Annotated in this window: 16 protein-coding genes; 5 read left to right on the top strand and 11 right to left on the bottom strand. The window is 43.2% G+C overall.

Annotated elements, in window-relative coordinates:
• Positions 1 to 57: 57 nt before the first annotated feature.
• Both L1271_RS16175 and L1271_RS16170 read right to left on the bottom strand, forming a co-directional pair.
• A complete protein-coding gene (locus L1271_RS16175) occupies positions 58 to 3,021 on the bottom strand; it encodes a TonB-dependent receptor domain-containing protein (RefSeq protein WP_010605969.1) in 2,964 nt (987 codons plus the stop codon).
• 463 nt (positions 3,022 to 3,484) lie between these two features.
• Complete coding sequence (locus L1271_RS16170; protein WP_235368292.1) at positions 3,485 to 4,585, bottom strand: tRNA nucleotidyltransferase; 1,101 nt, start codon at positions 4,583 to 4,585, stop codon at positions 3,485 to 3,487.
• 90 nt (positions 4,586 to 4,675) lie between these two features.
• Between L1271_RS16170 and L1271_RS16165 the strand changes: the two genes are divergently transcribed.
• Complete coding sequence (locus tag L1271_RS16165; RefSeq protein ID WP_174169761.1) at positions 4,676 to 5,590, top strand: ExeA family protein; 915 nt, start codon at positions 4,676 to 4,678, stop codon at positions 5,588 to 5,590.
• Positions 5,591 to 5,598: 8 nt separating this feature from the next.
• Positions 5,599 to 6,582 carry a general secretion pathway protein GspB gene (locus L1271_RS16160; RefSeq protein ID WP_235368291.1) on the top strand — a complete coding sequence of 328 codons (984 nt, stop codon included), beginning with the start codon at positions 5,599 to 5,601 and terminating at the stop codon, positions 6,580 to 6,582.
• Here L1271_RS16160 and L1271_RS16155 read toward each other — a convergent pair.
• Complete coding sequence (locus L1271_RS16155; RefSeq protein ID WP_010605973.1) at positions 6,579 to 7,790, bottom strand: HD-GYP domain-containing protein; 1,212 nt, start codon at positions 7,788 to 7,790, stop codon at positions 6,579 to 6,581. The genes L1271_RS16160 and L1271_RS16155 overlap by 4 nt on opposite strands.
• A gap of 128 nt (positions 7,791 to 7,918) precedes the next feature.
• Here L1271_RS16155 and L1271_RS16150 point away from each other — a divergent pair, with 128 nt between their 5' ends.
• The gene (locus L1271_RS16150) at positions 7,919 to 9,232 is read left to right on the top strand and encodes a M20 metallopeptidase family protein (protein ID WP_235368290.1); all 1,314 of its coding nucleotides are present in this window, start codon (positions 7,919 to 7,921) and stop codon (positions 9,230 to 9,232) included.
• 60 nt (positions 9,233 to 9,292) lie between these two features.
• Here L1271_RS16150 and L1271_RS16145 read toward each other — a convergent pair whose 3' ends face one another.
• Positions 9,293 to 10,633 carry a peptidoglycan DD-metalloendopeptidase family protein gene (locus L1271_RS16145; RefSeq protein WP_235368289.1) on the bottom strand — a complete coding sequence of 447 codons (1,341 nt, stop codon included), beginning with the start codon at positions 10,631 to 10,633 and terminating at the stop codon, positions 9,293 to 9,295.
• A gap of 151 nt (positions 10,634 to 10,784) precedes the next feature.
• On the opposite strand from L1271_RS16145, the gene tyrS reads away from it, so the two are divergent.
• Complete coding sequence (tyrS, locus tag L1271_RS16140) at positions 10,785 to 11,984, top strand: tyrosine--tRNA ligase (RefSeq protein ID WP_102057449.1); 1,200 nt, start codon at positions 10,785 to 10,787, stop codon at positions 11,982 to 11,984.
• Positions 11,985 to 12,046: 62 nt separating this feature from the next.
• Here tyrS and L1271_RS16135 read toward each other — a convergent pair whose 3' ends face one another.
• The 7 genes from L1271_RS16135 to L1271_RS16105 form a co-directional block, all read right to left on the bottom strand.
• Positions 12,047 to 13,003 (bottom strand): cobalamin biosynthesis protein, encoded by a 957-nt coding sequence (locus tag L1271_RS16135; RefSeq protein ID WP_235368288.1) that lies wholly within the window; start codon positions 13,001 to 13,003, stop codon positions 12,047 to 12,049.
• Positions 13,003 to 13,710 (bottom strand): 5'-methylthioadenosine/S-adenosylhomocysteine nucleosidase, encoded by a 708-nt coding sequence (mtnN, locus tag L1271_RS16130; protein WP_102057447.1) that lies wholly within the window; start codon positions 13,708 to 13,710, stop codon positions 13,003 to 13,005. Before mtnN ends, L1271_RS16135 begins: the two co-directional genes overlap by 1 nt.
• A 108-nt stretch (positions 13,711 to 13,818) precedes the next feature.
• The gene (locus L1271_RS16125; protein WP_010605979.1) at positions 13,819 to 14,409 is read right to left on the bottom strand and encodes a DUF2726 domain-containing protein; all 591 of its coding nucleotides are present in this window, start codon (positions 14,407 to 14,409) and stop codon (positions 13,819 to 13,821) included.
• A 144-nt stretch (positions 14,410 to 14,553) separates the two neighbouring features.
• A complete protein-coding gene (locus L1271_RS16120) occupies positions 14,554 to 15,060 on the bottom strand; it encodes a LabA-like NYN domain-containing protein (protein ID WP_102057446.1) in 507 nt (168 codons plus the stop codon).
• A 40-nt stretch (positions 15,061 to 15,100) separates the two neighbouring features.
• Positions 15,101 to 15,790 (bottom strand): hypothetical protein, encoded by a 690-nt coding sequence (locus tag L1271_RS16115; protein WP_102057445.1) that lies wholly within the window; start codon positions 15,788 to 15,790, stop codon positions 15,101 to 15,103.
• A gap of 72 nt (positions 15,791 to 15,862) precedes the next feature.
• A complete protein-coding gene (locus tag L1271_RS16110; RefSeq protein ID WP_010605982.1) occupies positions 15,863 to 16,375 on the bottom strand; it encodes an NUDIX hydrolase in 513 nt (170 codons plus the stop codon).
• 86 nt (positions 16,376 to 16,461) lie between these two features.
• Entirely contained in the window at positions 16,462 to 17,514 is a 1,053-nt protein-coding gene (locus L1271_RS16105; protein ID WP_010605983.1) for an aldo/keto reductase, read from the bottom strand.
• A 221-nt stretch (positions 17,515 to 17,735) separates the two neighbouring features.
• On the opposite strand from L1271_RS16105, the gene dinB reads away from it, so the two are divergent.
• Positions 17,736 to 18,791 (top strand): DNA polymerase IV, encoded by a 1,056-nt coding sequence (gene dinB / locus L1271_RS16100; protein ID WP_442793308.1) that lies wholly within the window; start codon positions 17,736 to 17,738, stop codon positions 18,789 to 18,791.
• Positions 18,792 to 18,871 lie beyond the last annotated feature (80 nt).

Below are 18,871 nucleotides of genomic sequence, written 5' to 3'. Positions count from 1 at the left end.
GATAACGTAAAAAAGCCTCCAAAAGGAGGCTTTTTTTGAATCAAATTCTAAAGAAGATTAGAAGTTATACTTCATACCTACTGAGAATCTACGACCATTAACATCATAGAACTCGCCTGAGTCGAATGTTGCTGGTGTACGAGGAGGTTCTTTATCAAATAGGTTACTTACACCTAGACGAAGTTGTAAATCCTCTAACACGTATGACTTATACATGAAATCCACAGTTGTATATGATGAAACTTCGTTGAAGTTATTAGCTTCAATAGTCCAATCTTTGTCATCAACCGTACTATGGCGGTAATTAACCGTTAACGCGTAAACTGATTCATCTTGCGAGTACACCGCTGTAAAACGGCCTTTCCAGCGTGGTGAATCATCAGTTAGTCCAGTAAAGCTACGTAAGTCGTCAGCACGGCCTGTTGAGTTTTGAGTGTCTTTTTGAATGTAAGTCGCGGCTAATTTTAAAGCAACCTCACCACTCATGGCATCAAATCGATATGCCGACTCTAGATCGTAACCTTTCTTTACTATTTGTGCAGAGTTAATTGGGCGTTGATAGAAGTGTTCAATATCGCCATTTTCACCGCGAACTAAGTTTTTACAAAATAAGTTGTCAATTGATTCACTTTCATAACAGTATTTGATTATGTCTGCACGACCAAAGTATTGAATTGCGCCGTCAATTTCGAATGACCAATAATCAACAGTAAAATCTAGACCTTCGATAAATTCAGGTGTATAGATAAGACCTACAGTTAAGTCATTAGACACTTCGTTCTTAAGTTCGGTGTTACCAACGATTGAACCTTCAAGACTGCCGCCCGCAAGCCATTCTGAAGAAGGCATCCAGCCTTCTGGTAAGCCGTCAGCTTGGCAGTTTCTAATAATGTTTTGTTTGTACTTGTAATCGTCACTTAGCTTTTTAATGCTGTCAGCACGACAGATGTCAGCACGGCCAGAGCTGTATTGTGTTGATGATGGTGCAAATAGATCACCTAAGCTCGGTGCTCTGACTGATTTTGAACGGTTAACGCGTAGTCTTAACTCTTCAGTTATACCCCAATTAAGTGCTAGCTTCCAAGCATCATCTCCACCAGTCACTGAATAATCCATATAACGATATGCACCTTCAAATGTTAAGTCTAATGCAAGAAATTCGTCCACGAGTAATGGTACAGATAGCTCCATTGAAAGCTCGTCAACTTCAATTTCACCATGCATTGGTAAGCTAGAATTACCGAAGATTAAGCCTTTTTCCATATTTTCAGATGGTGTCTTTTCAGCAACTTCGCGACGGTGCTCGGCGGTAAATGCAGCACTCACATAACCAGCAGGAAGCTCAAATAGAATACCATCGACGGTGGCTGCAAAAACAGCTTGATCATGTCTTGCAAAACGGGTCGCTACAGTCGAAATATAACCCATTTGCTCTGCAGTTGCTGATGTTGCACCCATAGGATTAAATGGTACACAGCCTGCGATTTGGCCAATGATCTTACCTTTACTATCACGGTCTACACATACAGTTTGACCATCGATAACGGCTGAGTTAACTGCGTTTAGTAAGTTTTGTTCAAGAACTTCACCTGTCCAAGTTGTATCTTGCTCTACGCGGCCAAATTGGAAATAGGCACTGTAACTCCAATCATCATTGATAATCCCTTCGGCACCAATAGATGAACGGAAGACTTCACGCTCTTGTTCGTAGTTACGGTCACCCCAAAGGTTTGAGTTCGCTTGATATAAAGTTACGCTATCAATACCTTTGACTAAATTACCATCTTTATCTTTGTATTCTACGCTATCCATGATATTGCCCATTTCATCGCTCACAAAGGCATTATCACGATAGATCTTATAGGCGAAGAATGTTGGACCGCTTTCAGTTGTCGAGTCTGTTTTTGACCAAGTTGCGTCAAATGTCAGAGCATGCTCATCATTCAGTTCGTAAGTACCATACGCAGAAGCGATTACTCGCTCTAGAGGTGTTCTAAAATAACTTTTTGATCCTTGAGTAAATACACCATCACCTTTGTTGTATTCATCGTGGAAGTAGCGGCCAGCAGCTAAGTCTGAAATAGCTGAATTTGGATCTGGGATCAAACCTAACCCATAGTTAAATGGTTGTAATGAACCATCTTCTTGAAATGCAAAGTGGTTATTTAAATATACATCACGAGTTTTATCTGCACCCGGAGCGATAGCAAAGAAATCACCTTTTTCAGAATATCTAGCGAGGGCCGTTTGACCGTTTAGTACGATATTCCCAGGAATGCCATCTTTGCTTCCTGTGTCAGAAGGGTTGGCTATCGATCGCATTGAATTTCTGTAGAAATCGCGGTCAAGCTTTGCATAGCTTTCGTTTTTCGTATAATTCAACGAGGTAATGAATGAAAGCTTGTCTAGCTCTTGTCCGCCAGTAATTGAGAAAGAGTAATCTTCACCGCCACTTTGTTCAGGCTTCACGGTGGAGATATCAACTTCTACGCCATCAAATGACTTCTTGGTAATGATGTTTACAACACCAGCGACAGCGTCCGCACCATAGACTGCTGCTGCGCCGCCTGTTGCGATTTCTACACGCTCAATAATAGAAGTAGGGATGTTGTTTAAATCTACCGCAGTGTCACCAACAGAGCCTGGTACAAAGCGACGGCCATTAACTAATACCAGTGTACGTTCTGAGCCTAAACCACGCAGATCAGTAGTATTTAAACCTGACGCATAGATGTAGCTGGTGGTATTTTCAGGAGATAGGCCAACACTAGCTTGAGGCATTTCAGCTAAAAGGTCATTTACGTTGGTGATGCCTTGGTTTTCAAGCTCTACACCACCAATTACAGTAACTGGTGTAGGTGAAGTTAGGTTCACACGTTTGATTCGTGAACCGGTAACTTGAATGCGCTCTACTGATTTAGCTTCTGTTTGTTCGTTTGCAACAGCTACTGAACTGCTTACGGCACCAGCGACTAAAGCAACTTGGATTCCAGCGGTAACTAGATTTAACTTCTTCAACATTTTGACCCTTATTTACTTTGTTTATAACGATGGCCGACCCTTTCCATACTTTGGAAGGCGACATATCGCAATATAGGTGCTGCGTTTTTACCATAAACAATTGTTAAATATGGGTTTTGTCTAAATGTGTATGATGTTTAAAAAAGGTGTAATGTGTGATTTTGTTGTTCCTTATTTGGTTTTCTTTATTATAATCAGTTGGTTATGTTGGTTCTTTGTGTCATCTTTTATTTACGGTTAGTAAGTGTTTACAAATGCTGTTATTGTTTTGAGAACAATAAATTTAAATTTGATAGAAATGATATAAGTTTCAGTTTGAAATTTAAGCTTTTTTGTAGCTGGAATTGTAATTTTTATGTGGGTTTTGCTGTGCTAAAAGTGAGCACTTGATGTTTTGAGGGGAATTCGACAGGGAACTTTTTTAGATAGGCCGAAAATCAACCTATCTCTTTATGGAAAATAGCTAATTTTGCATAGCTTTTAAGCGTCTGAGTTTGAGCTGCTCTTGAATAGCCTTTCCTTGGTAGCCGTCTGCAATGATCTCTTGTACATCGATGTTGCGAGTTGCTAAAAAGTTCTGTGTAAGTTTGTCACAAAGAGCACGTAAATTATCACTTACCTTGCTACAAATATAACAAAAGCGCTCTAGTTTCTCAGGTCTGCGCCATGCGTCTATATTTTGTAAGATAATAAGCCATTCATCAGGGGTTTTACTTTCTTTGCTCAATAAATCGAGATTTGCGATAAGCTCTTTGCTGCTTTCTAAGTAAATATTAGGCACTTTAAATCGTTTTGCTTGCTCTAACTGAATCAAGCAAGTACCCGAAAAGTAACAGGCAAGGCTGAATTGTGCTAATCCATCCAACTCATCATTCTTTTCAAGTCTAGAGAGTGCACTTTGAAATTTTCCATATGCTGCTTGATCCCACTCTGGGATGTATGGAGAAACAAATTCACGTGCACCTAACGCTGAGATCGTATTTAGAAAGTGTCCTAATCCGTTATCTTGTATTGTTTTTGCTATTTCTAGCCAAATACGCTCTTTGGTTAAGGTTTTTAATTCATCGTTAGCGACCATGGTTTGCATAAGGTGCCAAGTTTCAGTTGCAATGGTGAAGTTGTATTCTTTATAGCGAGCTGCAAAACGCGCTACTCGCAGCACTCTAAGTGGATCTTCACTAAAAGCGCTGCTGACATGGCGTAATACTCGGTTTTCTAAATCTTTTTGACCGCCATAGGGGTCAATAAGCGAACCATCATCATCTTTAGCAATTGCATTAACGGTAAGATCTCGGCGAAGTAAATCTTCTTCCAAGCTTATTTCTGGGCCAAAATCACAAATAAACCCAGTGTATCCTTGACCACTTTTACGCTCGGTGCGCGCAAGAGCGTGTTCGTCTTTTGTGATGGGGTGTAAGAATACAGGGAAGTCGCTGCCAACTTGCTGATAGCCCAGCTCACTCATTTGCTCTGGTGTGCTGCCAACGACCACATAATCTCTTTCTTTTATTGGGCGCCCTAGCAGTTCATCTCTAACTGCACCGCCGACGAGATAGATTTTCATTTGCTATATTCCATTTTATGCGATTCAAGGTTTTATCTTGAACCGGATTTTGCCATTATAGAGCGCATCATAACAATAAAGAGACAAGTCGTGTATTTACGCTATTTTGGGTTAACTGAAAAACCCTTCTCGATTGCACCAAATCCTGAATTCTTATTCCTTAGCGAACGTCACAAGGAAGCACTTGCACATTTAACCTATGGGTTGGGTGACGCGGGTGGCTTTGTACTACTGACTGGTGAGGTTGGTACGGGGAAAACCACAGTTACACGGAGTATGCTGGCTCAGTTGCCTGAATCAACGAAGGTTGCTTTTATACTTAACCCATCGCTATCGGAGCTTGAACTGCTTGCGACGATTTGTGATGAGCTGGAAATTGACTATGACAGCAACAACGCCACGTTAAAATCGCTTACCGATGTGATTAAGCATAGATTGTTAGAGAACCATCATAGTGGTGGTCATACAATGTTGATCATTGATGAAGCTCAGCATTTAGCACCGGAGGTACTTGAACAGCTTAGGCTGCTGACTAACCTTGAAACAGATCATAAAAAATTGCTACAAATAGTATTAGTGGGTCAACCAGAGCTACAGCATTTGTTGCAGCGCAACGAGCTGCGGCAATTAGCACAAAGGATCACGGCGCGTTATCACTTACTGCCACTTAGCGAGTCGCAAGTGTTTGCTTATATACAGCATCGTCTGCAAAAAGCCGGTTGTCAGCAAGCTTTGTTCCACCATGATGCGGTAGCCTATGTACATCAAGTGACAGCAGGGATCCCAAGATTAATAAATTTGTTGGCCGACAGGTGTTTATTAGGGGCATACTCGGCATCGCAAACTCAGGTAACGAAAGCAATCGCTGTTCAAGCAGCAAAGGAGGCGCTACCCACTAATTTAGTGCCAGTTGCAAGCCAAGAAAAGAGTCGCGTGCCATTATTTTTTTCGGTTTGGCTTGGTATGTTATTTGTTGCGGGCTTTGGTTTGGCAAAATTGGTGTAGAGGGAAACATGTCGTATTTAACAAGAGCTATGAAACAGTCGCAGCAAGGTGCAGATGCCGAACAGGATTATTTGAGTCAACGCCAAGACGCCCAACTCATTTTCTATAAAAAGCTCGTTACCTATGCCGGTGCGGGTCTCTTGTCTTTGTCTTCACTTGGAGCGGGGTATTATATCGGTAAGATAACGACCCCAGTAGAAGTGCAACCAGCAGTAACGACTAAAGTGGAGGCGAAAAAAGAAGAGCAAGCTGAGCTTTCTACAGATCTTGCGGTGGAGAATAATCAGCAGGTGAAAAAGGCTAGTGTTGCTAGTCAAGAAGTGAGTACACCAGCGACTACTTCAGCGACAAACAACACTGTTAATTCTAATCTAGAGGCACAAACTGCTGAGCCTGAGCAGCACTTCCAGTGGGTGTCTGTGCAAATTGGCGTTGATAACCAAGGCAAGCCTTTATATCAACAACAATTGGTACCGGTAGACTCTGTTAAAGCTGTACCTGTCGTGTCAATCCCTACATCGGATGTCATTCAACCTAATCAGGTTACTCAAGACTTATCTCCAGGAGAAGTCCAAACGGCTGGGGAGTACGCGGGCTATCGTGTATTTGGCGCTAAGCCAAAACCACAAGATGATGAACTTGCCGGGGTATCAGAAGAACTTAAAAAAGCCTTTGCAGAGGCGGTAAAAGAAACAGCACCGCATGAAGAGCCTGAGGTGCTTGCTACTACTAAGGAGTCTGCTTCAGCTACGCCCATCGCGCTGCTGCCTGCCCAATTGCAAAATAGTATTCCAAGCCTGCGCTATCAAGCACATATTTATGCTACCGACTCCCATGAGCGGTGGATAAAAATAAACAATAGACCTTTATATGAGGGTGATAGTCTAGGGGCTTTGACCGTTGTAGAAATTACACCAGAGCAAACACGTTTTGATTTCGACGGTATTGAATTCAGCCTTGAGGCAATGGAGGACTGGCTGCCTTCATATTAAGGCAGCATTGAATGTTTAAAAAACCGAATAAGATCAAGCTTGAATTCTTCGGGCTTGATCGCTGACTCTAGCTCATCGTTTGCTTTTTTCGCGCTTAAATCGATATCTTGAACTTCAATGTAATGCATGTGCTTAGCGTGATAAAACACTTTAACAACGGGTTTTAGCGGCGTTTTGGGATTGCTTTGGGCAATAACACCGACCTTACCACTAGTGAGTTTTACTAAAGTGCCCACAGGGTATACGCCAATGCAAGCAATAAACCGGCTTAGTAGTTGTTCGTCAAAATGGTGAGGGCAGCCTTCACGCATTAACTTAAACGCTTTAATTGGTGTCATGCCCTCTTTATAGACGCGCTCAGCGGTCAATGCGTCATATACATCAACGATAGCTGCCATTCTCACATGCTGAGGAAGTTCGTCCGCAGTTTTGCCATAAGGATACCCTGTGCCATCTAGGCGCTCGTGGTGATAGCCTGCTATTTCACAAGCAACTCGTCCAAGACCTGCATTGAGCAAAATATCAAAGCTGTATTTAGCGTGAGACTTCATGATGTGATACTCATCGAGGCTCAATTTTCCAGGCTTATGTAAAATATCGTCGGGAATTTCTATCTTACCAATGTCGTGGAGTAGCGCGCCTGTGGTCATCTCCTCGGTTAACTCTCTCGAATAGCCTAGGTGCTTACAGAAAATAGCCATTAAGATAGAAACATTAATAGAGTGCTCCAATAGATAGGCGTCTTTTTCTCTGATCCGCGCGATACAGGATAGTGCATCTTGATTGCGAAATACGGAGTCAATAAAGCCGCTTGCTGTTGCTTTAAAAGCCTCTATTTCTATCGCTTTACCCGCTTTAATATCCGCAAACGCTTTGCTTTGAATTGCTTTTGCTTCGTCGTAAAGTGTCACTGCATGTTGCATCTCTGCATCAACACTACACTTGCTCTGCCATGGATCATGCTCTGGTTTATGCGGCTCTTCTATATTTTCATCATGAGGTGGTTCGTCGTGAGGGTCATGTTCTGAAAGGCGCTTACTGGGATCGACCGTTACCTCTAAAACACCACTCTTTTGTAGCTTTGTAATGCTTGTTTTCGTTCTCACCCAGCCTTTGGTTTTAATCGCAACTGAGCCTGTCTGCTTTGTCACACCGACAACAAACATACCTGGCTCTAAATCACTGATATTAATGTTAATCTCTGGCATGAAGGTTCCTTAAGTTGTGTCTTTAAGCGTAGCAAAACTTGGTAAAATAGAAAGGATTAAAATATAAATATGATTGATTTTCCCCCAATAAACCCGCATCCTGAAAGAAACAAAAAGGAGTCTATCTTATGCGCTTATCTCCCTTGGTATTAGGCCTCATTGTCACTTTGTCTTGGCATGCGAATGCCAATTTGAAACAACAAGTTGCAGAGTCTATGCCTGAGCTTGAGTCTTTGTACTTACATTTACATCAAAACCCTGAGCTCTCTTATAAAGAAGAAAAAACAGCAGGGCGTTTGGCGGATGAAATGCGCAGACTTGGTTATGACGTGACTGAAAATGTGGGTGGCTTTGGTGTTGTTGGCATGCTGAAAAATGGTGATGGTCCAACGGTGATGATCCGAGCCGATACCGATGGTTTGCCAATTATTGAAGAAACAGGGAAGTCGTACGCGTCAAAAGTTAAAGTGAAAGATGATGCGGGGAATTTGGTTGGTGTGATGCACGGTTGTGGTCACGACATCCATATGACCAGTTTAATCGGTACGGCAAAACAGCTAATGGCTAACAAGGAAAAGTGGCAAGGTACATTGATGTTAGTTGCTCAACCCGCTGAAGAAGTGGGTGGCGGCGCAAAAGCGATGTTGAAGGAAGGGTTGTATACTCAGTTTGCTAAACCCGATCATGTGCTTGGTTTGCATGTAAGTGCTGCGGTTCCTGCCGGTAAAGTGGCGATCGCACCGGGTTATGCATTGGCGAATGTTGACTCAGTTGACATCATTGTCAAGGGTAAAGGGGGGCATGGAGCCTATCCACATACTACCATCGACCCTGTGGCACTAGCATCTCGAATTGTACTAGGACTACAGACCATTACATCACGAGAGATCTCTCCGTTAGAGCCGTCGGTGATCACTGTAGGCTCTATTCACGGTGGTTCTAAGCACAATATCATTTCAAACGAAGTGAAGCTTCAACTGACGCTACGCTCTTATAATCCGGATGTGCGTGAGCAACAAATTGCGGCGATCAAACGCTTGACTGCAGGCATAGCAAAAAGTGCAGGATTGGAGGACAGTCTTGTGCCTGAGGTTATCGTTCATGAAAGCGAAAGCATTCCATCTACGTATAATAATCCGGAGTTGGCTAAGTTTGTAACTAGCGCTATTAAGCAGGAAATTGGTGCAGAAAATGTTGAACAATCTCAGCCGGTGATGGCTGGTGAAGATTTCGGTTTATATGGCCGTACTGACGACAATGTACCAATTACAATTTTTTGGCTAGGTGGTGTTAATCAAGCGGTATTCGATGCGGCACACAAAAGCGGAGAGCCTTTACCTTCATTGCATTCTAGTCACTTTGCGCCAGATTACCCTATCGCCATCGCAACTGGAGTTAGAGCGATGACTAATAGTGCACTTGCTTTGTTTAATCAAAAATAAGCTTTATCTAGCATTTTTATCTTGCATAGTAAAAAGGTAGCCTTGGCTACCTTTTAGTTTTTAGTCTTTGTTTGCTGCTGCAAGCATTAACTCTCTATTGCGCTCTAGTTTTACCAGCATCGCATCTGCAATGGGTTTGAACTTAGCGAGCTCAGACTGAGGTAATGGTTCAGACTTTGGCAGTTTTACCGTTTTAGGATTTCGGTGTACGCCGTTCACCAAAAACTCATAATGAAGGTGAGGACCTGTTACGCGGCCAGTTGAGCCGACAGTACCAATTTTCTGCCCTTGCTTCACTTTTTGACCTGTCTTAACAGTACGCTTATTCAAGTGTAAGTACTTAGTCACATACTTGCTGCCGTGCTGAATAAACACATAATTACCATTGAGTTTATTGTAACCAGACTTTAGTACTTTACCGTTACCAGAGGAAACCACCGGCGTGCCTACGCGTGCCGCATAGTCTATACCATTGTGAGACGATACTCGGCCAGTCACAGGGTGAAGGCGACGCGGATTGAAGCTGGAGCTGATATATTTGAAGTTAACCGGTGCTCTTAAGAAGGCTTTTTTCATGCTACGGCCTTCAGGGGTATAGAATTCGTCATCAGTATGACGAACCGCGCTGTAACGCTCGCCCTGGTTGATAAATTCGGCAGCAATAATTTTACCATTACCGATTTCTTCACCGTCTACATAGTGCTTTTCAAACACTAATGCGAAAGAGTCGCCCTTGCGAATATCGTTTGCAAAGTCGACATCCCAACCAAAAATATCGGCGAAGTTCATTATTTGGCGTTCGCTAAGACCCGCTGAAATACCGGCGCTCCAGAAGCTGGAACTGATCTCGCCACCTGCTGATTTTTCGCGACTTTCGATTTCTTTGCTTTCGATTTTGGTTTCGTAACTACCCTCGTCGTTTAGGGTGACCAATAAGGTATCCGTTTTTGACAAGATGTATTTTAATTGAGCTAATTCACCACCATCATTGCTAGCAAAGCTAAGCACTTCTCCCGGGTGGATTTTAGTCAGCTTGCGGGTTTCTGCGTTGGTATTGACCAGATTGTGTAACGTTTTGGCAGAATAACCTGCGCGTTTAAAAATCACGGCTAGGCTGTCGCCAGACTTCACTTCGTGGTCTTTAAATTCAAATACAGGTTGTTTAGGGGCAGACTCAGGCGTGATGACTGGCGCTGCATCTAATTCAGTAAGTTGCTCTGTTTTTTCTGATATTTTTACTGGCAACTCGTAACGTTTCCCAACTTCTAAAGCTTTTCCGTCATTATCTTTTGAAGCTGTTGCTTTTTCAGAGGGGATCAGGGCAATTCCGACCATCGCAGATAGGAAGCCGATGATGAGCACTTTGTGCTTTTTGGGGAGCTTATGAACCACATGAACCATAATGCGCCTTTTCTGCTGTCAAGAATTATTGTAGATAATATTGCAGGATATACGTAATAAACCCGTAATACCAGCGTTTTGTGCATTTAAACTCGGATAAATATAGGCTAGAATCGAGCGATTACAAGTTATAGCTGTTGGAGTGAGAATAGTGGATTTAGAAACTGCATTTGCAGAGATTAGCCGTGGTGCAGAAGAAATTCTGTTGCAAGATGAATTAAAAGAAAAGCTGAAGTCAGGTAAAAAACTACGTATTAAAGCGGGTTTCGATCCAACAGCGCCTGATTTGCATTTAGGGCACACAGTGCTAATCAATAAAATGAAAACCTTTCAAGACTTAGGCCATGAGGTGATTTTCTTGATTGGTGATTTCACCGGTATGATTGGCGACCCAACGGGCAAAAATGTAACTCGTAAGCCACTCACTCGTGAAGATGTACTGGCAAATGCAGAAACATACAAAGAACAGGTTTTCAAAATCCTTGATCCTGCCAAAACCACAGTCGCATTCAATTCTGAGTGGATGGAAAAGCTAGGTACAGCCGGTATGATCAAGCTTGCTGCACGTCAAACCGTGGCACGTATGCTTGAGCGCGACGACTTTAAAAAGCGTTATGCAAATGGCCAAGCAATCGCAATCCACGAATTCTTATATCCACTGGTTCAAGGTTGGGACTCGGTTGCATTAGAGGCGGATGTTGAGCTCGGTGGTACCGATCAGCGCTTTAACCTATTAATGGGTCGTGAGCTACAAAAAGACGAAGGGCAAAAGCCGCAAACAGTACTGATGATGCCGCTACTTGAAGGCACCGACGGCGTACAGAAAATGTCTAAGTCACTAGGTAACTACATCGGTATTACTGATGCGCCAAACGACATGTTCGGTAAAGTGATGTCGATTTCTGACGATTTAATGTGGCGTTACTACGAATTGTTAAGCGCAAAAACACTGGATGATATCGCTGCACTTAAAGAAGAAGTTGCAGGCGGCCGCAACCCTCGTGACATTAAGATTGAATTTGCAAAAGAAATGATTGCTCGATTCCACAGTGAAGCTGACGCTGAAGCGGCGCATCAAGACTTTATCAAGCGTTTCCAAAAAAATGCCTTACCTGATGAGATCCCTGAAGTCACCGTAACTATTGAGGGTGAAAGCACGTTTATCACTAACTTGCTAAAAGAAGCCGGTTTAGTGGCAAGTACTTCAGAGGCGATGCGCATGATCAAGCAAGGCGCGGTTAAGCTAAATGGCGAAGATAAAGTAACAGACACAAAATTAGAAGTTGCGAAAGGTTCTTGTGAAATCTACCAAGTAGGTAAGCGTAAGTTTGCGAAAGTTACGGTAAACTAAACAAGCTAATCTACTTGTTATAGCCGAAGAGGTCAGTGTTTTACTGGCCTTTTTTGTGGTTGTTACAACATTAAGCTAGCAAAATTTATAATCACAAGCAGTAAGGCGGAAGTAGCAATAAATAGCCAGCGCATTTGATTAAGTAGCCCGAGTAAATGCTGAATATGCTCAGCTGAGGGTTGCGCTTTTGCACCTACCCGCATCACATCATAACGTTCACCAAAATAAAAGCGCGGCCCTGCGAGCTGTGTATGTAAATTTGCGGCAAAAAAGCTCAGTGCCCATCCGGTATTCGTTTGGCTAAAGTGACGGCCGTAGTATTTAATGTAGTGCCAAGTTTGCTTTGGTCTAAGTAGCAACGAAAAGCAGGTAATTAATAATCGAATGGGTACAAACTCAACGAGCCAAATCACGCGGGAAAGGCTTGTCATAAAACGGGCTGAGGGGGGCATTACTTGCCGCCAAGCATGGTCGCATAGCAGTAACAGTTTATAAAATAGCGCGAGATAGGGGCCTGCCATTAGATACAGTAAAGCAATGACAAAAAAATGGCGCAGGGTATTTAATGCGGTGCTATCTATGGTGGCTTTACAAATACCAAGCTCTGTTAGCTTCTCTACATCTCTTGCTACCATTCCTTGCAACACGGCTCTTGCGGTTACTTTTTGCTTTGACTTTATCAGCGCGGAAATACGCTTAGCACGGCTTTCATGGCTAATATCTAAGCATAAAAACAACACCAGCCCACCGAGCCAATTAGGATAAAAAGCAAAGCTAATAATCGCATAAGTTAATACGGTGATGGTTAATATAGGGAGGAGGAATCCCAGTGTGCCTGATAACAGTTGATAACTAGAAGCCGCTTTGGGGCGATAAACTTTTTCGGCAATCGCTTTAAATATAAGGCTAAGAATAAGATTAGGGTGATAAAGTGTTGATAACCTTACCCCTAGGCTGGCAAAAATCGCCAGTAAGAAAATGATCAGGCCCTCATGGGCCTGAAGCAAGCTGTCGAGCACTAAAGCGTAACCTTATCCAGCTTATTAAGTAGTGCCATCACCATTTTAGAAGAGTTAACAGAAGCGACTTCTAGATACTCTTCGAATGATTGCGGTGATTCTTTGCCGGCGATATCAGATAGCGAGCGGATCACAACAAATGGCGTGTTTAAAGAATGACAAGCCTGCGCAATTGCCGCACCTTCCATTTCTACTGCTAACATCGTAGGGAAGTCTGCGCGCGCCTTATCGATGCGCACTGGGTCACACATAAACGAGTCACCCGTACAAATCAAACCAATCATAGTTTGAATGCCCTCAAGCGCATGTACGCTTTGCTCTGCAGCTTCAACCAATTTTGTGTGCGAAGTGAACGCAGCCGGCATTTGTGGAACTTGACCAATTTCATAGCCAAATGCAGTAACATCAACGTCGTGATGACGTACTTCATTTGAAATCACCACATCACCGACGTTTAGTGATGGTTCAAAGCCACCTGCAGAACCCGTGTTGATCACGCAATCTGGCGCAAAGTTGTCGATAAGTAAAGTTGTCGCAACTGTTGCTGCCACTTTACCAATGCCAGACTGTACAAGCGTTACGTCAAGACCAGCCAGTTTGCCGGTATAAAAAGTAAAGCCACCTTTGGTCAATGTTTGCGGGTTTTCCATGGTGTTACGCAAAATGGTAACTTCTTGCTCCATTGCGCCGATAATGCCTACTTTCATCAAAAGATTCCTAATTTGTGGTGGGGAAAGCCCCAGTGTCAAAATTGCTTTTATTATACGAAAGGGGTTTTGATAGGTAAAACAAAAAACGGGCTGACGCCCGTTTTGCTAGATTTCTGCCAACTGAGTTGACTGTGCTTTTGCCTGTGAAGGAGACAGTACCGCAGGTTTGTAGGTGCGGTTTCTGGTTTTCTTTGGCATCTCCACTTTTTGGCCAAGCTTGAATAGGATTGCCGCACGGACCTCAGCGCTTTGGTAGCCACTTTTGATTTTCATACGAATGTGTGGAATACCCGCAGATTCCAGAGCGCCACTTACAAACCAATCTTTTTGTGCTTTATGGCCGTTTTTATTGGCGTTATTGACCAAGTCAACAGCGGCAACAATTTTCAGTGTCTCTTTGTCTACCAAGACATAATCCAACTGCTTATTCTTAGCTTTAGTTACCGCAGCACGACGTGCTTTTGGAGAGATACCCGGCTTGCACTCAATCACATCAATGAGCTTAATGCGGCTAACGATTTTATATCTATCGCCAACGGCACGTTCTAATAAATGTAGAAACGATGCTTCAACGGTGGTAAAAACAGATTCTTTACGATTAAATGGATAAGGATTGCCACCCACATCGGTGTACTTAGAAGCGACAATGGAAGCAACGACCACTAGAGCCAAAATAGCAAGTAACGCAAATTCCATACAAAACTCCAAATCAAAAAAATGACATCTGTGGTTTTATAAGCAATAGCTGTGCCATAAAACTACTTTACGGCAAGTCATAAGAATTTGTGTGGTTGGCTATGGAGGTGGACTATTTGTCGTATAGGAACGTATCTGACAGTGTTAATCGCCGTGATGTATTTCAGACCTGCGTCGACTAATTAATAGTTTACTATCAATAGGAATAAACTCACTAGCGGCACGGATCAGTGAGGCGGCGGTAAGCTGCGGCACGCCGTAAACTTCGACTCGGGTATGGTATTTATCTCTGAGTTTATTCGCGAGTAAATCAAAATCACCATCGCCAGTTACTAGAATAATTACATCGGATTCTGACGCGCACTCCATGGCATCAATGGTAATGCCAACATCCCAATCACATTTTGCGGAGCCATCGGCACGTTGAATATAAGGCTTTAACTTCACCTCAAAGCCAATCGCTCGCAGGATATTTTGGAACTGCTTTTGTTTGTCGTCACCCCGTTCGCTGGAATAGGCAATGGCTTGATATACCTCGCGATTAGCCGTTGCTTTACGCCAAAACGCGTTATAGTCAAAGCCTGTTTGGTAGGCTTGTTTGGTGGTGTAATAAACATTTTGAGCGTCAACTAAAATGGTGACTTTTTCCATAATGGACTCTTAGCAATAAATTTGCTTTATGATAGCAAGATTAGCGTTTGTTTAGCCATTTACTCATCGCGGCATCATAGGCTTTTTTAATGGCACCGCCATCGCAAGGGCGAGGCGGAGTACGCCAGTTATTACTTAATCCCTCTGGTGTAGGAATACTCGGATCGAGTCTAACCTCAGTATAGCACAGGCCATTTTCACGGTAGACGTTATAATGTGGTGTGGACGCGAGTAGCTCTCTTGGCTTGCTCGCAGCACTGGTTTGATGCGCTTTAGGCACGGTGATCTGCTGCGGCTTTTTTTGGTTTTGGCTGAGTACAACGTCACTGGGAGTGCGCTCTAAAAGTTGCTGACGAAATTGAGAGATTGCTTTGCGATGGTCTAACTTTTTAGGTTGCGTGACGACTGCTGCTTTGGCTATGTGCTTGGTTGTACTTTCAACCGTAGGCTTTTTTGGTTCCGTTTGCGCAGTTTTTAGTACTTCAACCGTATCGTCCTTCAGTGTCGGTTTTAACTCCTTTACTGGCTTATCTTCAGTTATCGCTGGTGTCTCAATATGCTCCACCTTGGGCTTAGTAGGCTCAATAACCAAATAGGTTTTCATTGCCTTAATTTCTAAAGGCTTTGAGGGGATATAAATACTTTGCTGCAAATACCAGCCGAGCAGTAGATGCAGCACAATAGAGCCGATAATGGTGAAACTAATTAGGTTGTTTTGGAGCGGCCGCATTATTCTTATTAATCCTTGAGTTATGCAGAGTTAGAGCTTAATCAACGTGTAAATGTTCCCTCAATAGACGAATTATTCTGTGATTAGTTGCGCCGATATGTGTTTCAGTAAAGTTAATTCACGCAAAATGGACATCCCTTTGTTATTTGCATCAGCAAGTTTAGCTTCATTGTGGGCTATGGCTTGATTTATGTTAATCCACAAAGGTTTCATACCATTAGCAAGTTCGTAATTCTCCATTGTTGGCAGATCAAATTTGCCACAGATCTCACAAACGTAGCAATAAGAAATAATATGTACATTATCATGATCTGGTTTATACCAAGGACGGTACTCTTCATAGCGACCAAAAGGAGTGAGACCTGTAATGGATACTGCACCAGTTTCTTCTTTTAGCTCGCGCTCTAATGCTGCTTCTAAGCTTTCCCCCTCGTTAACGCCACCACCTGGTAAGGTGTAATCGTCATAACGTTTGGTGTAAAGCATAAGAATGTCGTTGCCTCTAAGGACTATGGCGCGAGTGGTCTCTCTAGTAAAGCAGCTGCCTTGAAGCGGAATGACTGGGGTGTTGTTTAAGCTTTGCATGGGGGTTTTAACTTCAATTTAGGTAACAAGAATGGGTTTACAAAACGATACGCCTGCGTAAAAGCGGCGTATCGCGAATGAAGATATTAAAACGGAGCAGGGTACGCTTTAAATACAGTATCAATCTCGGCTAAAGACTCTGCACATAGCGGTTGTTCAAACGCTTGAATATTTTCTTTAAGCTGTGCCATGGTTGTCGCGCCGATAATAGTTGAAGTCACGCCATCGACTTGGTTGCACCAAGCTAGCGCCAGTTGCGCTGCAGTCATATTAAATTCTTTGGCGATTTCTAAATATTTTGCAACGGCTTCTTGTGCTAGTTGCGTATCTCTAAATAAGCCTTGTCTTTGCACTAAGGTAAAGCGGCTGCCTTCAGGTCTTGCACCCCCTAAATATTTACCGCTCAACATCCCACCAGCCAGCGGCGACCAAGGTAAATAGGCAACATCTTCGTTTACGCAACTCTCAATCAAGTAAGGCCAATCTTTGGCATGTAGCAAGCTAAACTCATTTTGAATTGAAACCGGCTTAGGTAGGTTGTGTTGCATTGCCAAATTAAGGTAAGTGTGAATGCCCCAAGGCGTATCATCAGAAAGGCCCCAATGGCGAATTTTACCCGCTTGAATACAGCTCGCTAAGCCTTCTAAAATATCTAGCATACCAGCGCGTTCTTCCTCGCGGTCAAGCGCACTCAAAGGCACCATGCCAGGCCATTGTTTACCAAAATGCGGTGAAGTACGGTTTGGCCAATGTAGTTGGTAGAGGTCGATATAGTCGGTATTCAGGCGCGCTAAAGAATCGTCCACCGCTTGGATCACAGATTGTCCCGTAATAGCACCGCCTTCACGGATCCAAGGTAATCCGCTGCCTGCAATCTTGGTTGCAAGCACGAGCTTTTCGCGCTTTTCTTGGTGCCGCTTTAGCCAATTGCCAATGATGGCTTCGGTTTTACCATAGGTTTCAGGTGAGGGAGGGACCGCATACATTTCAGCGGTATCAATGAAGTTAATACCACGGCTTAGTGCATAATTGATTTGCTCGTCGGCATCATGCTGGTTGTTTTGTACGCCCCAAGTCATGCTTCCTAAACAAATACGTGAAACTTCAAGTGGGCTACTACCAAGTCGTGAGTACTTCATGCAGGCTCCTGATTGATTGCTGAATGATTAAATATAGCCAAAGTAACGGATTTAGTACTTTGAACTGTATTGATATTGTTAGCATTATCTCTGTTTTGCAGTGCAAGTTGCAACAGACATCCACACAAGTATAGCCCAGAACACTATGGCCTATGTTCAAGATTGCAACAATTGGAAAATTAGCACATAATAAACACTGTTTATTTAGACAGTATTTTGACGTGCGTAAATTTATTCATATTGATATGGACGCGTTCTATGCATCGGTAGAAATGCGCGATAACCCCGAGCTTGCAAAGGTGCCGATGGCGATTGGTGGGCGGAGTCATCGTGGGGTGCTATCCACGGCTAACTATATTGCTCGGCAATATGGCGTGCGCTCGGCCATGTCGAATTATCAAGCGAAAAAACTCTGCCCTCAGCTGGTGATTGTACCGGGGAGAATGGAGGTATATAAGGCAATATCGCAACAAATTAGAACTATTTTTGCCCGCTATACTGAGCTAATTGAGCCACTGTCTTTGGATGAAGCCTATCTAGACGTCACTGAGTGTCAGCAATGTAATGGCAGTGCAACGCTTATCGCCGAGCAGATCCGAGCGGATATATTTGCAGAAACGGGCCTTACGGCTTCGGCGGGAATTGCGCCAATCAAGTTTTTAGCCAAAATTGCCAGCGATGAAAACAAGCCTAATGGTCAGTGTGTGATCCCGCCTCACCAAGTGAGCGCTTTTATTGATGTGTTACCTCTTAAAAAAATTCCAGGTGTAGGTAGAGTGACTCAACAGCGTTTGCTAGCCATGGGACTTGAGTATGGCCGAGATATTAAGGCACTGTCTGAAACTCAGTTACGCCAGTCATTTGGCAAGTTTGGCGCTGTATTATGGCGGCGTTGTCAAGGTATTGATGAGCGCCGAGTTGAGACCGATAGAGTGCGTAAATCGATAGGCGTTGAAACCACATTTGCAGAAGACACGCTCGACCTTGATACCTTAAAACAAGTCATAAAAGAAAAGTTGTTACCTGAATTGACTCGCCGAGCACAGCCTTATTTACAGCGTGGCTTTAATAAGCTTGGTGTTAAAGTGAAGTTTTACGATTTCACCCAAACCACCAAAGAATGCCAATACCAGCATATTGATTTGCCCGTTTTCGAAGAGCTATTGATTGAAGCGATGGCACGGCAAAAGTTTAAACCCGTGCGCCTCGTGGGCTTGCACTTAGGGCTAAATGAAAAATCTAACACACAAGCTCAACTGGGACTTTTTGATGGCTAATTCAGACCTACCTAGACTAAAAGATAACTGCAATTAGTTTATTTTGTGCTAGCTTCGAAGTTGTCGTGCAACAAACTAAT

Source organism: Pseudoalteromonas sp. OF5H-5 (genome assembly GCF_021530695.1).
Taxonomy (GTDB): domain Bacteria; phylum Pseudomonadota; class Gammaproteobacteria; order Enterobacterales; family Alteromonadaceae; genus Pseudoalteromonas.
Note: the sequence above shows the minus strand (reverse complement) of the source record. Positions and strands in the feature narration are given on the sequence as shown.